This is a genomic window from uncultured Candidatus Puniceispirillum sp. (assembly GCF_963979125.1).
Classification (GTDB): Bacteria; Pseudomonadota; Alphaproteobacteria; order Puniceispirillales; family Puniceispirillaceae; genus Puniceispirillum.
This window is the reverse complement of record NZ_CAXBVX010000015.1, coordinates 1-15,365: the sequence shown is the minus strand read 5'-3', so window position 1 is coordinate 15,365 and position 15,365 is coordinate 1. Positions and strand designations below refer to the sequence as shown.

At 46.2% G+C, this 15,365-nt stretch carries 15 protein-coding genes; 4 read left to right on the top strand and 11 right to left on the bottom strand.

Annotated features, from left to right (window positions below; translation table 11 throughout):
- The first annotated feature begins 148 nt into the window (after positions 1-148).
- From ABNT28_RS03020 to ABNT28_RS03005, 4 genes are all read left to right on the top strand, one after another.
- Entirely contained in the window at positions 149-1,261 is a 1,113-nt protein-coding gene (locus tag ABNT28_RS03020; protein WP_332925082.1) for a peptidase M29, read from the top strand.
- The gene (locus tag ABNT28_RS03015) at positions 1,261-2,043 is read left to right on the top strand and encodes an alpha/beta hydrolase (protein WP_348720992.1); all 783 of its coding nucleotides are present in this window, start codon (positions 1,261-1,263) and stop codon (positions 2,041-2,043) included. The genes ABNT28_RS03020 and ABNT28_RS03015 overlap by 1 nt, the downstream gene beginning before the upstream one ends.
- A gap of 67 nt (positions 2,044-2,110) precedes the next feature.
- Positions 2,111-3,343, top strand: coding sequence for an acyl-CoA dehydrogenase family protein (locus ABNT28_RS03010; RefSeq protein WP_332925095.1), 1,233 nt, complete (start codon positions 2,111-2,113; stop codon positions 3,341-3,343).
- Between the two features lie 30 nt (positions 3,344-3,373).
- Entirely contained in the window at positions 3,374-4,900 is a 1,527-nt protein-coding gene (locus tag ABNT28_RS03005; protein ID WP_332925084.1) for an AMP-binding protein, read from the top strand.
- A gap of 66 nt (positions 4,901-4,966) precedes the next feature.
- Here ABNT28_RS03005 and ABNT28_RS03000 read toward each other — a convergent pair whose 3' ends face one another.
- From ABNT28_RS03000 to ABNT28_RS02950, 11 genes are all read right to left on the bottom strand, one after another.
- A complete protein-coding gene (locus tag ABNT28_RS03000; RefSeq protein WP_332925085.1) occupies positions 4,967-5,830 on the bottom strand; it encodes a sugar phosphate isomerase/epimerase family protein in 864 nt (287 codons plus the stop codon).
- 23 nt (positions 5,831-5,853) lie between these two features.
- Positions 5,854-6,744, bottom strand: a complete 891-nt coding sequence (locus tag ABNT28_RS02995) for an NAD(P)-dependent oxidoreductase (RefSeq protein WP_332925086.1) — start codon at positions 6,742-6,744, stop codon at positions 5,854-5,856.
- 99 nt (positions 6,745-6,843) lie between these two features.
- Complete coding sequence (locus ABNT28_RS02990; protein ID WP_332925087.1) at positions 6,844-7,731, bottom strand: class II fructose-bisphosphate aldolase; 888 nt, start codon at positions 7,729-7,731, stop codon at positions 6,844-6,846.
- Between the two features lie 15 nt (positions 7,732-7,746).
- The gene (locus ABNT28_RS02985) at positions 7,747-8,604 is read right to left on the bottom strand and encodes a 5-deoxy-glucuronate isomerase (RefSeq protein WP_332925088.1); all 858 of its coding nucleotides are present in this window, start codon (positions 8,602-8,604) and stop codon (positions 7,747-7,749) included.
- Positions 8,605-8,621: 17 nt separating this feature from the next.
- A complete protein-coding gene (locus ABNT28_RS02980) occupies positions 8,622-9,668 on the bottom strand; it encodes a PfkB family carbohydrate kinase (RefSeq protein WP_332925089.1) in 1,047 nt (348 codons plus the stop codon).
- Positions 9,668-10,558 carry a phytanoyl-CoA dioxygenase family protein gene (locus ABNT28_RS02975; protein WP_332925090.1) on the bottom strand — a complete coding sequence of 297 codons (891 nt, stop codon included), beginning with the start codon at positions 10,556-10,558 and terminating at the stop codon, positions 9,668-9,670. The genes ABNT28_RS02980 and ABNT28_RS02975 overlap by 1 nt, the downstream gene beginning before the upstream one ends.
- Positions 10,559-10,592: 34 nt before the next feature.
- Positions 10,593-11,528: a myo-inosose-2 dehydratase gene (iolE, locus tag ABNT28_RS02970; RefSeq protein WP_348720991.1), complete on the bottom strand. Its 936-nt coding sequence runs from the start codon at positions 11,526-11,528 to the stop codon at positions 10,593-10,595.
- A 28-nt stretch (positions 11,529-11,556) separates the two neighbouring features.
- The gene (locus tag ABNT28_RS02965; protein ID WP_332925092.1) at positions 11,557-12,393 is read right to left on the bottom strand and encodes a phytanoyl-CoA dioxygenase family protein; all 837 of its coding nucleotides are present in this window, start codon (positions 12,391-12,393) and stop codon (positions 11,557-11,559) included.
- Positions 12,394-12,405: 12 nt separating this feature from the next.
- On the bottom strand, positions 12,406-13,230 hold the full coding sequence (gene iolB / locus ABNT28_RS02960) for a 5-deoxy-glucuronate isomerase (protein ID WP_332925093.1): 825 nt from the start codon (positions 13,228-13,230) through the stop codon (positions 12,406-12,408).
- Between the two features lie 15 nt (positions 13,231-13,245).
- The gene (gene iolD, locus ABNT28_RS02955; protein ID WP_332925094.1) at positions 13,246-15,114 is read right to left on the bottom strand and encodes a 3D-(3,5/4)-trihydroxycyclohexane-1,2-dione acylhydrolase (decyclizing); all 1,869 of its coding nucleotides are present in this window, start codon (positions 15,112-15,114) and stop codon (positions 13,246-13,248) included.
- Position 15,115: 1 nt separating this feature from the next.
- A partial coding sequence (locus ABNT28_RS02950; RefSeq protein WP_348720990.1) for a DUF2090 domain-containing protein occupies positions 15,116-15,365 on the bottom strand: 250 nt, incomplete at its 5' end.

Genomic DNA, 15,365 nt, shown 5'->3' with positions numbered 1-15,365 from the left:
CTATACAAAATATCAGAAATGCAAAAGCGCATTGAATGATGTTACGTTTTTGAAACATAGATTTTATGAGCAACAAATGTGCCAAATACAACGCGATGGCCAAACTGCAAGTAATTAATTACTAATACGCCCAAACACGTTCTTTCAAATGCCGTCAAGATTGATAAGATGGGCAATTCTGGAACGCGTGAAAATACCTTTCAAACGTGATAATGCTGGTGAGACAATGCAGGACACCCCTATTCAAAAACAATGGCTTGATGCGTTTGTATCACTGTTCAGTTTATGTAAAGCCACATCCGATGAACAAATCATTATCCTAACTGAATCGCATAGCCGCCAAATAAATGTCATGCTTGCCGAACTGGCTTTACAACAGCTCAGCCTTCCCTTTGATATTACGCGCATTGAAACAAAACCCGCTTCATGTGCGCCCATAGTTCGTTCTACCGGCGCATCCAATGTGCTTGATGGGCAACCGCATATTGTCGAAACACTCTGTAAAGCCGATTTCATTATAGATTTGACCGTCGAAGGCCTCATGCATGCACGTCAAACCTCAGATATTCTGAAATCGAGTGCACGTATTATGACCATTTCCAACGAACATCCTGAAATTCTAGCACGTTTGCCTCTCGACCCAGCGATTAAAGACGCCGTCAAAACAGCTGTAAAGGCCTGCCGCAACGCGTCGGAAATGCATGTTACATCAACCGCAGGTTCTAATCTTCGTGTTGTCATGGCCAACACCGTTACAGTTGGTGTCTGGGGGTGGACAGATCGCCCCGGGACTTTGGCTCATTGGCCTGGTGGTCTTGTGGTGAGTTTTCCACGCTCATCATCTACCAACGGCATTCTGGTTTTTAAGCCAGGTGATATAAACCTTACCTTCAAACGCTATTTTGAGAGCGAAGTGCGCTTTCACATCACCGATGACTTTGTAACCCATATTGATGGTGATGGAACTGATGCCCGCTTAATGCGCCATTATCTGGCTGGTTTTGGCGATCCTCTTGCCTATGCCACAAGCCATGTTGGTTGGGGACTTAACCCTCATGCCAGATACGAAGCACTTACAATGTACGATAAGGATGATCTTAACGGCACCGAATTACGCGCTCTTGCTGGCAATTTTCTATTCTCGACTGGTGCGAATGAATTTGCTGATCGCCATACGGAAGGGCATTTCGATTTGCCCATGATGGATTGTACAATCACTCTTGATGGAACAAAAATGGTTGCTGAAGGGGTGATTTGCTGATGCCAATCATTGCTGGCATTAACTATAAAGATAGTGGCGGTTCTGGCCAACCTATCATCTGTCTGCATGGAATTGGGGGCAACGACAGTAGCTTTGCCGCTCAATATGCTGAGCTTGGCAGCGATTTCAGAGTCATAGCTTGGAACATGTCCGGATATAACGGATCGACTACACTTTTAGATGTAACCTTCGAAAATCTCAGTAATAGTCTGATTGCTTTTATGAACGCTCTTGATATTTCATCTGCGCATATCATAGGCCAATCAATTGGCGGCATGCTGGCGCAGGAAATAGCCATCCTGCATCCCCATCGTGTCAGATCATTGATATTGATCGCAACAAGTGCCGCTTTTGGTGGACGTGACAATAGTTTCAAAACCCGCTTTCTGGCAACCCGTCTTGCCCCGCTTGATGCTGGCAAAACCATGCCTGAACTTGCTGAAGAATTTGTTCCTGAAATCACCGGATCGAATACAAGTCAACAGGTTCTAAAAGAGGCTGTTGCCGCAATGTCGGCAGTGCCTGAGGCAACCTATCGGCAGATCATCAAATGTTTGGTAACCTTTAACAGGCGCGACGATCAGCATCTATTGACCATGCCCGTTTGCCTGATAGCAGGAGAGATGGATCAAAATGCCCCGGCTACCAGCATGCAAAAGATGTCAGAGCACATTCCGCATAGCCAGTTTCACATTGTTGAAAAGGCCGGCCATTTAGTGAATAGTGAAGCAAGTGATATAGTTAATGCAATCATTCGAAATTTTTTATTGGATCAAGGATAGGCATATAGTGGACGATTTAAAGCAAAGTAAGTTTGATGCCGGACAAGGCAATCAAATAGACGCACCGATGTTTGATCCGATTGACTGGAAGTTATCCGATTTTGAGGCAAACCTATGTCGGGAAACTCGAGAACTTGCTGCCAACCGATTTGCAGACCGTGCCCCCAGCATTGACCGCGAGGCACGATTTCCAACTGAAAATTACGCTGATCTTCATAAACATGATCTGATGGGCATCTGTGTACCGGCTGAACATGGTGGCCGTGGCGCTGATCTTAAAGCCTATATGTTGGCCGCGGCTGAAATTGGGCGTTATTGTGGTGCGACCGCACTTACTTTTAATATGCATGTCAGCTCATGCCTGTGGACCGGTTTTCTGGCTGATGAGCTTGATATGGACGATGAGACGCGCGCAAAACACAATAAGATGCGGCAGAAGCATTATGATCGCATTCTGAATGATGGTGCCATTTATGCCCAACCTTTTTCCGAGGGGGGAGCAGCAGCAGCAGGCCATGCCGCATTTGGCACAACAGCGTTACTTAGCGACGGCGGGTGGATTATCAACGGGAAAAAGATTTTTGCATCCCTATCAGGCCATGCCAATTATTATGGCGTTTTATGCACCGAGCTTGCCACAGCAGATACAAAACCATCACGCGCAAATACAATGTATATCGCCATTCCCGCCAACGCCAAAGGGGTCTCGGTTGAAGGTGAATGGGATCCACTTGGTATGCGCGGAACTGTATCACGTACACTGATTTTCAAAGATGTTTTTGTACCTTTTAGCGAACAGCTTATGCCACGAGGTATTTATTTTCAGGCGGCAACAAAATGGCCGCATATGTTCATGACGTTAACGCCATCCTATATCGGAATTGCGCAGGCCGCATATGATTTTACCATACGTTATTTACGTGGAGAACAGCCTGGTACACCGCCCGTTAAACGCCGCATGTATCCAACCAAGCAACTTGCCGTTGCACGGATGAAGATCATGCTAGAACAAACCAAATCATTATGGTTCCAGTCAATTTCAGAAGCACAACCAAACCCAAGTCAGGACTCATTGCACAGGGCGTGGGCAGCGCAATATACCGCCATGGAAAACGCCAACGCAATTGCGCAACTTGCCGTTCGAACCTGTGGTGGTCAGGCTATGTTGCGCTCACTTCAGCTTGAACGTTTGTATCGTGATAGTCGGTGCGGTGCGTTGATGTTGCCATGGACTGCTGAATTATGTACCGACATGCTTGGCCGCGGGGCGTTATACCAATCTGGCGAAAGTGACTCTTGAACATGCTTCACTTTAAGTCCGAGTAAAAGCATGCGCCTTGATGAATATATTTCGGTTGCTCCCGATCACGCACATACACGTCCAGCCAATTCGATTGCGATCCAATTCGACAATCAGACAATTACCTATGGCGATCTTTGCTCGGCAATTGACCAGACAGCAGCCTATATAATTGCAGATGGTATGCTTAAGCGTGGTGACCGCATTGCCTATTACGGGATGAATAATCCAGAAATTTTCGTGATATTAATGGCGGCCGCGCGGCTTGGTCTTATTCTGGTTCCTTTAAACTGGCGACTATCTGTTGAAGAACTTACTTATCAATTTGCCGATTGCACACCATCATGGCTACTATTTGACGTTGCATTCAGCGACGACATCAATCAGATAACAAATAACGGTGCGCTCTGTCGCACTATTCCGATTGATAAGCATAGCAGCCGACATGGCCAATCACTGCGCCATTTACGTATGAACAGCACTTCTGGAGACCACATGTTTTGTGGATCTGAGGATGATCCCGTTTTGTTGGTTTACACATCTGGCACCACAGGCCGACCAAAAGGGGCATTGCTGGCACAAAATGCGCTGATCGCAAATGCTATGATGAGCCAGCACGCCTATGACATGACCGCCAAGGATATAGTCTTGAATATATTACCGCTATTTCATGCTGGCGGTTTAAATATACAGCCCCTTCCCGCCCTTATGTTTGGCGCACAACTGATTTTACATCAAAAATTTGATCCTGCTAATACGCTGACAACAATTTCATCGTCTAAAATTAGTTTGGTCAATTGTGTGCCTACCATTTTATCAGCACTTGTCACGCATGAAGATTGGCACAAAACTGATATATCAAGCCTAAAAATGGTTTCGATTGGATCAACCGACGTTCCACGTGCGCTGATCGACGACGTTCATGAACGTAATATACCATTAGTTCAGATTTATGGTGCGACAGAAACCAGCCCGATAGCTATTTACCAAAAACAAGAACACGCCTTTGCAACGGTAGGGTCAATAGGCAAGGCAGGCAAATTATGCGCTATACGGTTAGTTGACGAACAGGGCGTTGATGTTCCCGTTGGCACGAATGGCGAAATATGGGTCAAAGGCGATAATGTTCTAGACAGCTACTGGAACAATCCAGAAAGTACAGCTAAATCGCTTACTGACGGCTGGTTTCACACAAGCGATGTTGCCCGTATTGATGAAAATGGCTTTTACTGGTTTGTCGGACGTACCAAGCATTTGATAATTTCAGGTGGCGAAAACATCTATCCAGCCGAGCTTGAGCGTGTTTTATTCGCGCACCCTGATCTAGTTGAATTCGTTGTTATTGGCCGTGATGACAACAAATGGGGCGCCGTGCCCGTTCTGGTTGCGGTGCGCGACGTATCCCGTCCGTTAATATCAAAGCAAGAAATTCTCAACTATTTTGAGGGTAAAATAGCCCGTTATAAGATTCCCAAGGACGTTGTGTTTGTTGACGCCCTGCCCCGTAACTCTCTTGGAAAAATCATTACAGATAAAATTCCTGATCTTATTGCCTAGGCGTTTTGATAGGCGCCTAGGCATTTTATGGATAATACAAACTCAAGATTGCTCTCAACTAGCTTGCTACGCAAAGTGCGTTTTGAACAAATCTATACATGCACGGAACCCATTCTCAAAATCGCCATCACCAGTATGATAAACGCTTTCGAATGAGATCACACCATCATAGCTATTGTCGCGCAAAGCTTCTGCCATTGGTGCAAATAAAGGTGCCAATTGACCTTTGCCCATTTCGCGTACTTCCAGTGTTGCCTTTGGCGTATCAACCAGAACATCCTTGATGTGAAGGTGACCAAGATAGCCGTCTTTGATTGCCTCAAAGCCATCTGGATATGCCAATTCATGACACCAGCAATTATTGCCCGGATCCCAAAGCACCTTCAACACATCTTTGGCATCCAGTTCGTCAATCAACTTACAGGCTGTATAGTTTGAATTGACCATTGTGCCATTACCCGTTTCAACAACAAGCTGAACGCCTTCGGCACGTGCCAACTCAACCGCTGGAGCAATTAAAGGCGGCAACGTATCCCACGCCCCTTTAGCCACATTCCACTTTTCAGCGCCATTATATCCCCACAGGATTTGCTCTTTCTTTGACGTCATGATCCGGACCAAAGGAGATCCAAGTTGATGCGCCATATCGATAACGCGCTTTAATGCATCCATATGACGTACATGATCGGCGTCACCTGGCTTATTCTGGGTTGTTAGACCAGCAAAAACATGTCGGGAAAGACAGGATACAGGCTTATTATGCTTTTCAAGCAACCCTTTGATCTTGTGTATTTCCTGTGCATCATGATCTCCAACTTCCTTGTCCCATACAAATTGCAACTCGGCATATTCAAGATCAAATTCACTCATCACGGTCAAAGCATGATCAAGATCACGGCTGATACCATCACAAATTACGCCTAACTTCATCATAGTCTCCATTTCCTGACAGGCTAACGATGCAACTCTGCACCAACAATTTCTTCTAAAACACGTGTTACAACCCAATTATCACCATCTGGGTATTTGGTCTTGCCTGCATGGAACAACTGCATGGCTGTCGAAGCTGTATGCAACGGCACACCCAACTCTTCAGCCAAGGCCAGCGAAATGGTCAAATCCTTGTGCATTGTTGCAATATGGCTCCCTGTGCCCTCAAACTGGCGATCAATGATTTTTTGCAGTGCATTATTTGTAATGCCACTTGAAGCGCCCGATGTTGAGAATACGTTATAGAGTATTTCACCAGGTACGCCGGCCTTGGCAGCTAATGTTGCGGCTTCGAATGTTGCCGAGAAGATAGAACCAATCAGCGATTGCAAACATGCTTTTACAGTTTGCCCCGCAGGCGCAGCATCACCTACTTTATGAATGGTGCCAGAAATAGCCTCCATAAAGGGACGACAATTTTCCATTGCTGTATCATTACCAGCCGCCATCATGGTTAATGTACCGCCTTGCGCCCCCGGAAATCCGCCACTGACAGGGCTGTCTATCAAATGAATACCTGTCCCTTCCAGACCAGTCGCAATTTCAGAAGCTTCGGCCGGTTTGATGGTCGCTGTCAAAATGATACTTGTGCCTTGCGGCATATGTGCCGCCAACCCATCATCACCAAAAATAACACCCTTTGCTTGAGCACCTGTCATAACCATAACAAAAACAGCCGCCGCATCGGTGGCTACATCAGCTAGTGAATTTACACCTGTCCCGCCAAGAGCCACAAAATTTTGCATCCGCTTTTCTAGGGTGTCGATACCATGTACATCAAAACCACCAGCAATAAGATTTTTGGCTATACCGCTTCCCATATCGCCAATACCAACAATTCCAACTTTTGTCATAGACGTCTTCCCCCATATGTTTGTTATAGTCAGGTCTATATTGATGTAAATAGCTGTCATATATCAGACAGTCGTTTTTAATATCTTGAATCGATCGTATTACGGTGCACCGAACTCCTTTATAATTTCCATTGCCGCCTTTTGCATCGGTGCCATTACTGCGTTTAAAATGTCAATTCGGTCAAATTGATCTGGTTTTTCATTAAGCGTTTGACGTAAAGCAAAGCCAAACTGCTGACGCAACTCAGTGCCAATATTGAACTTGCAGATTGCGGTTTTTCGCGCAAGATCTGTGCGTACCGCGCTTGGAATACCGCTACCACCATGCAGAACCAAAGGTATAGCTTGTCTATCCATGCCTTTTAGCTGAAGTTCAGACGCGATCGCATCCTCAATCAACGTCAACATTCTCCGGTCAATTTCACTTTTGCTGCTCGTCTGAAGATGCACATTACCAATTGAAACTGCGAGCGCATCAAGCCCACTATCGATGCATAATTTTGCCGCTTCATATGGGTCGCTACTGTGCGATTTGGCGGCGGCAACATTCAGCTTTGAATCCTCACTATACCCAACAATTCCAACTTCACCTTCAACACTCACATCTGCCGGATGCGCCATTTCAACAACAGCACTCGTCGCATCTATATTTGCTGACAATGGTAAATCAGAGCCGTCAAACATAACTGATGTAAAACCATGCTCAATACCTATCTGGCATTCTTCAAGACTTCGCGCGTGATCAACATGGCATACAACAGGTATAGACGCATTATCAGCTAGATGGCGAAACATACGTCCCAGAACAGGCAATGGCGTGTGCCGACGACAACCAGGGCCTGCTTGAAGAATAATAGGCTGGTTAAGGTCTTCGGCAGCCGCAACAAAAGCAACAGCATCTTCCCATCCAAGCACCACAAGACCAGCAACAGCATAATGCCCAGTCAGAGCAGGTTCGAGAACATCCGTTAAATTGACAGCGGGCATTGTTAATCCATCCGACTATTTGAATTTGGCAATCATATCTTTGATGCCCGGAATCACTTCAATTTGCCAGGCATGTTCAGGTTGAAAATATTGTACCAGAGGTCGCTGGCTCAAACCGCCAAGGATGGTGAAATAATACATCTCATAGCCTGGTGCGACAACACACGGATGGTAGCCGGACTGGATCGCAAAAGTTGATCCATTGGTTATATGAAACGCATCGCCCTGCCCGCCATCTGCGGGCTGTAATAATTGCATGCCAAAACCGAAATCTGGACGGAACCGGAAGTTATACACCTCATCATGGCGGGTTTCATCAGGCTTGCGGTCGGTATCATGCTTGTGAGGTGGAAAACCGGACCAGCCACCCGTTCCAACAGTGAATAATTCAGACACCAACAAACGGCCCACCTTATCAGCCTGTTTTTGACCCAAGACATGCTTAATCTTGCGATGTGTCTTGGTATCATCCGAACCATATTGCACAAGGTCAATATCATCACGTCGAACAGCAAAAGGCGTCAACACCTCAGAAAATTGGGCACCAGCAACAAAAATTTCGGCAACATCACTTTTGCATGTTAAATGCGCGGTCATTCCCGTCGGCACATAAACCGCTTCAGGTTCACCGTCCCAAACATCACTGCCACGATTGCCAATCTGGTCAAAATGCTGGTCTTTAGTACCTAATGCAGAAACGGTAATGTCGATGCAACCTGTAGCTGGCACTATACAGGTCTCATAATCTGGAACTGCATAAGTGAAACTTTCACCTTTGGCCAGTTTGACAATATTAAAATAAGTCAGCGGCACCGATGCATGATGTGCATCAATAATAGGTTTGTTGGCATTTTCATGCGGTGGAATATGCATAATTTATCTCCATTTCCTTATGTAGCACCATATGCACTAACTGTAGTCTGCGCCATAAAAGTATCTATTGTATCTTTATCAGGCATGGCCGACGCACATCCTGGGCGTGACACGACTATTGCCGCCGCCGCCGACCCACGAACAATAGCATCATCAAGCGGAACGCCTGTATGAAGCGCGGCTAGGAAAGCCCCCATGAAGGAATCTCCAGCACCAAATGGCTTAAAAATAGAAACATTAAAAATACCATATTTTGAGACAGTTACTGGCATATCCTTGTGTTTTTGTTTACCTATGTGAAATGCTTGGCACCCAACGGCACCTTGCTTATATAAAACGAGACCAACATCACCTGCCAACTCAGTTGCATAGGCTAATCCAGTCTGATTTGTACCTGTTGCCAGCACATCGAATTCGTCATCATTTCCAATAACAATGTCGGACATCGACGTGAATTTTCTGCCCACACACGCGGCATCTTCGACGCTCTGCCAAGCATCGCGGCGATAATCAACATCAAAGACAACAGGGCAACCATCTGTATTGGCTTGGCTGGCGGCCGCAAAAACTGCTTCACGGGATGGATTGGCTGATAAAGCCGTTCCCGTTACAATCAGTGCTGACGCGCCTTTAAAATCCAACGACACAACATCTTCTGTGCATAACAGTAAATCTGCCGCACCGTTTCGGTAAATCACCACTTCAGCATCATCGGGACGGGTTTCGGCAACCGCCAAAGAATTGCGAGCCAGCCTTTCATGTCCCTTGTCAGCAAACCGCACATAATCAGTGCCAACGCCATAATGTTCCAAACGTGTTTTTGTAAAAGCACCCACTGAGTCAGCGGACAAAACCGAAACTAACGAAACGTCTTTTCCCAGTCGAGACAGGGCAACAGCTATATTACCCGCCGAACCACCAAGGTCAGCATTAAAGCTGGTTGCATCTTTGGTCTTGGTGCCAATTGGTTCTGGATATAAATCAAGCCCTGCGCGGCCTATTGCAAAGAAGCTACCTTTTTGTACCCGCGCCAACAATGCATCCAGATGTTTAACTGTTGGCATCAAAATACCTTTTTCTGCGTGTCGTGATTAGGGTCTTTATCGTTGGCTGTTTCGGCGCGTAAAAAGGCAAAGGTGATATCATCAGTCCCCTTCCAAGAATAAGGGTCAACACCGCATACAAGCATAATATCCCGCATATCACGGGTTGGCACGATACGCCCATCCCAATCCCATGGAAGTAATGAATTGGCGTTCATATAATGGTTGACCAACGAGCGACGAAACGTCCCTTTCTTTGCCTTATTTGGCAAACTTCTATGATGAATATACCCGTTGAATACAATCGCTGAACCACGCTTGACTTCAACAGGCACGCCATCATCATCGTCATCGGGTGTACCAACCAACTGGTTGCCTTCATCAAAATTTTTCGATCCATGCGGAGCAGTGTTATAAATCACACGATCCTTATGGCTTCCCGGACGCACCCAGAGGCAACCATTTTCAATAGTTGCATCATCAAGTGCAATCCATAAACCCGTAAGCGAACAGTCGCGAGTTGGAATAAAATGCTCATCCTGATGCCATGCCTGACCAGGTTTTCCCGAAGGCTTTATAAACAGCATTGACTGCATTGCCTTCACATTTGGGCCAATAAAATAGCTCATGGCCTCGGCTATACGCGGATGTGCAATATAATTATCACGTATCATTGGCGATACTTTATGAGGAAACTGAATAGTCAGTACGCGCGATAAAATTTCATTATCATCCAGATCATCATCAAGTAAGTGCTTGCTTTCCTCAATACCCCGGACAGCACCACGCGCGCCACGGCAGATCTGCGCCGTTTCAGTAATAAGCGCATCAATCTCGTCTGAACAAAGTAAATTATCGATAACGTAAAAACCATCACGATCATACTCGGCTTTTGCAGTCGCCCAATCCATGATTTTCTCCACAGTCTTGATCTAGTCCATTTCCCTAATAGGTTACACCATAACCAGCCTTAGTCAGAGCTTCCATAAGGGCATCATAACCTTTTTTGGCATAGATGAGTGGATTAGCCTTAATCGGATCCTGTTCTGCCTCTACGATCACCCATCCCTCATAGCCAACATCTGCCAGCCTTTGCATCACATCATCATAATCGATCATGCCATCACCAGGCACTGTAAAAACACCATCAAGCACACAATCAAGAAACGATTTATTATCGCGATCAATCCCAGCTAATATATCTGGCCGGATATCTTTCGTATGAACGTGATTAATACGGTTACCATATTTGCTGATCACAGACGCATTGTTGCCCCCAGCAAAGACCAGATGTCCGGTATCAAGCAACAAATTCACCGCTTCACCGGTATTGTTCATCATGATGTCAATTTCAGCTTCGCTTTCTACCGCCGTACCCATGTGATGATGCAAGGTCAATGGCACGCCATAATCAGCACAATATTCAGCAAGCAAGGTCAGATTACGGCCATAAGCAACTGCATCAAAATCAGCCAGTTTAGGACGTGAAGCTAAAGCACGGTCTTGCTGATTCTGGACAGTTTCAAACGTTTCCCCATAAACAATTACCGCCGCCCCAACATCACGAAACAATTCTAACTGTGGTGTTATACGGCGTTTTTCAGACGCTATATCATTCGAAATCATCGTGCCTGAATACCATCCTGATACAAGCGCCAGATCATGTGAACGCAACACTGATTCTAACGCTTTCGCATCACTGGGGAATTTTCCACCTGTTTCTGTACCGGTAAACCCCGCTTCACGGGTCTCAATTAAACAGGTTTCCAAAGATGTATCACCACCAAGCTGGGGCAAATCATCATTGCTCCATGAGATTGGAGACATGCCAAGGCGAACATTAAGCCCACTTGCAGACGAAGAGATTATAGGTGACGACATAGGCTATCCTTAACAAAGGTAAATAATTTTACTCAGCGGCCTCAGCAGCATTTCGACCTTCTGCGTTACCCGCATCGGCATCTTCCAGCAATTCGGGATAGCGCAAATCAATTCCTAGAAGCTGGCGTAATGCTGGACTTGCACTTGCCTGAATATCGGGATTCACACTTTCCAAAAGATTTTCCATAGGCTTAACAAACTTGGGTAGATATTGCCCCAGAATTGACGTGCGCTCAGCATCGGAATTGTTCGGCATTGAACAATGCCAGTTCATCCCTGTGAACAGAAGTAAGCTACCTGCTGGGGCTGTGACTTGAATGAATTCATCTTCAAAATCTTTTGTTTTTGGATAGACACCGCGCTTTTGAGAATGCGGAACAATACCTGTTGCACCATTTTCAGCAGTGAATTCATGTAAGCTTATAAGTGATTGACAATTCATATGAAAACTTGAATTTATACCTGCTGGGAATTCATCAATATCATGCATATCCCAATAGGGATAATCTACATGCGGCTCTTGGCCAGGTGCACCAGGCAATAAACGGTTGGCCGCAAAAGAACCAAGAATGAAATTGCGTCCCAGCACCTTTGAAAACACAGCCATGACCGCAGGATGTTGAACCATATCAACGAAAACATCCCCCTTGTTAAGAAGATTCCACACACGGCGCTGGAGATGGACTTTATCCGAATGCGCACCATGAAAATGTGTTGCTGCCTGCGCTTCATCCGAATGAAAATTGATGATGCGATTGGCTTCGGCTATTTTTTCAGCAGAAAATACAGACGGAAAAAGATAATATCCGGGTCCCTCAATCAAAGCCTCGGTTGCAACGTTAAAGTCATGCTCATTAAGTGTCATTGTGATGCCTCGTTATTTTGGGTTTACAATCCAGTCATGGTCAGGGTCATTGCGGAATTTCCATACCCGCTTCGGACCAGCCATGACATTAAGATAATAGCTGTTATAGCCATGTGGCACGCCAACTGGATGATACCCTTTGGGAACCAAAACAACTGAACGATCACCAGCTGCCATCGACTCATCCAGACTACGATCATCATTATAAACACGATGCATTACATAGCCTTGGGGCGGATCAACCCGATGGTAATAAGTTTCTTCAAGATAGGATTCATTTGGCAAATCATCAGTATCATGCTTGTGGGGCGGATAGGACGACCAATTACCACTTTCCGTGATAACCTCAACAACCAGCAAGCTGTCAGCTGGCTCGGTTTCAGGCAAAATATTGCAGACATGGCGGGTATTGCTTCCGCTTCCCCGCACTTCAAGTGACATATCATCTGGCGTAATCAATCGTGCCGGATGCGCCCCATCTAATCCAGGCGCGCGGCAAACAGCTATCTCGCATGCACTCTCGGCTATCACCGTAAAATCTGTATTCTTTGGTACATAAACAGCAAAGGGGGGTACCCGATCAAAAACCGAATTGCGTCCTTTAAGCAGCCCAAAATCTTGACCACCTGCTGAAATACTTGCTGAACCTGATAACAGAACAATACATATTTCAACATCATGATTTGCATCACCAGCCGCAGCTATCGATGCATCAATCCTTGATCCAGGTTGCAGGTCATAAGTAGCAAATCCAACATGCCCCCACCCTGCCGATGCTGGCGTAATGTCATGAACAGCTTCGCCGTTCAGATCTGGTGATACCAAAAGGTCAGCCATCTCAACTCTCCCTATCTATGTTTTCGATGCCAATGATGCGCCCTTGGCCTGACGTTTTCGGCCTTCAATATATTTAGCATGCGCTTCTTTAACGTCACTACGTTCCGAAACGGCTGGCACAGCTACATCCCACCATGTGCCGCCAGCTTCAGTACTTTGCGTCGCATCGGTATCTATAACAATCACGTCAGCACCATCACGATTAATCGCAGCAGCAGTCAGGCTTTCAAGATCAGCCAAAGATGCGGCCTTTACCGCACGTGCCCCCATTGAAGCGGCATGTGCAACAAAATCAATATCAGGCAAAACTGCATGATGTGAATCTACCAGCATATTATTAAATGCCGCGCCACCTGTCCCAGCCTGTAGCCGGTTTATACAGCCAAAGCCACGATTGTCAGTCACAATCAGCGTCAACGACACGCCCATCATAACTGCCGTCGCCAATTCCGAATTCATCATCAGATAAGAACCATCACCTGTAAAAATTACATTCGGACGATCCGGTGCGGCCATATGCACGCCTATACCCGCAGCAATTTCATATCCCATACAAGAAAAACCATATTCCATGTGATAGCCGTCAACACCACCAGCTTGCCATAATTTATGCAACTCACCTGGCATTGACCCAGCGGCACCTACAACAATCGTATTATCTGGCACATTCCGATTAACCGCACCAATAACCTGACTGTCAGATGGCAAAGCGTTATCGCTGTTAGTTTCTGCGCTAGTAACGGCCTCCATGTCAGCTAGCCAGCTTGCTGATAAATCGGCAATTTCACCAGTATAAGCCGAGGATATAACTAGTTCAGGTGTTGCGTCTGACAAATCGCCCAGCCCTTGTTTTGCATCGCACAACAAGGGCAAAGCATTATGTTTGAGCGCATCATGTGATTGCACATTTAAAGCAATAATCTGTCCTTTGATCATGCCGTTTGACCCGCTGGCAAAATCCTGCAGACGACTCCCAATTGATAAAATTACATCCGCTGTTTCAGCCAATGCGTTAGCCGCGCTGCTGCCCGTAACGCCTAGCGATCCAACATTCTGACTATGGCTATCTAACAATGCAGATTTACCTGCCTGAGTGCTAGCAACCGGAATACCCGTGCGTGAAGCAAACATTGCCAAATCATTGGATGCCCCCGAATAACGAACCCCACCACCAGCTATAATCAGTGGACGTTTTGCCCCAGCAAGCAAATCAACAGCGACAGCAAATTCGTTCTGATCAGCTTTTTGCCGCCTTATTTCATGCGTTTTTGGCGTAAAGAAACTAATAGGAAAATCATAGGCTTCAGCCTGCACATCCTGACACAAGCTCAAGGTCACAGGACCACAGTCTGCCGGATCAGTTAAGACAGCCATTGCCTTTGGCAAGGCCTGCATGATCTGTTCTGGCCTAGTGATCCGATCAAAAAAGCGGCTTACTGGCCGGAAACAATCATTTGCCGATATAGTGCCATCAGTAAAGTCTTCGACTTGTTGCAACACCGGATCAGGACGACGATCCGCAAAAACGTCACCAGGCAAAAGCAACACAGGCAAACGGTTCACATGTGCCAGCGCTGCAGCGGTCACCATATTAGTTGCACCAGGGCCAATTGATGATGTAACAGCCATCATCCGGCGACGATTATTCTGTTTTGCATAGGCTATGGCCGCATGCGCCATGCCTTGCTCGTTATGTCCCCGAAATGTTGGCAAAACATCTTTTGTTGAATATAGCGCCTCACCCAGACCAGCGACGTTACCATGGCCAAAAATTGCCCATACACCGGCAAAAGCTGGCGCGATTGATCCGTCAAGCTGCCTGATTGATTGTGCCGCAAGATAACGCGTTAGTGCTTGCGCCATTGTTAATCTTACATGTGTCATATCACTCACCTGCTTTGTTCCAGAATGCAACTAGATTTCCATATCTATTTGCCATGCTGTCGCGCGCGACGTCATCAGTCAATTCACCTTTAAACCAAGCGTCAGCCACATCAGCAAAAATCGTTCGGCCAATGGCAAAGCCTTTTACAAGTGGTTCTGTTTTTGCCGCTGCAAAGACCGAAGCCAAAGCATCACTTGATACTTCTTTGCCTAACACAATAATGCCCTGAATATATGGGACATGCGCACGA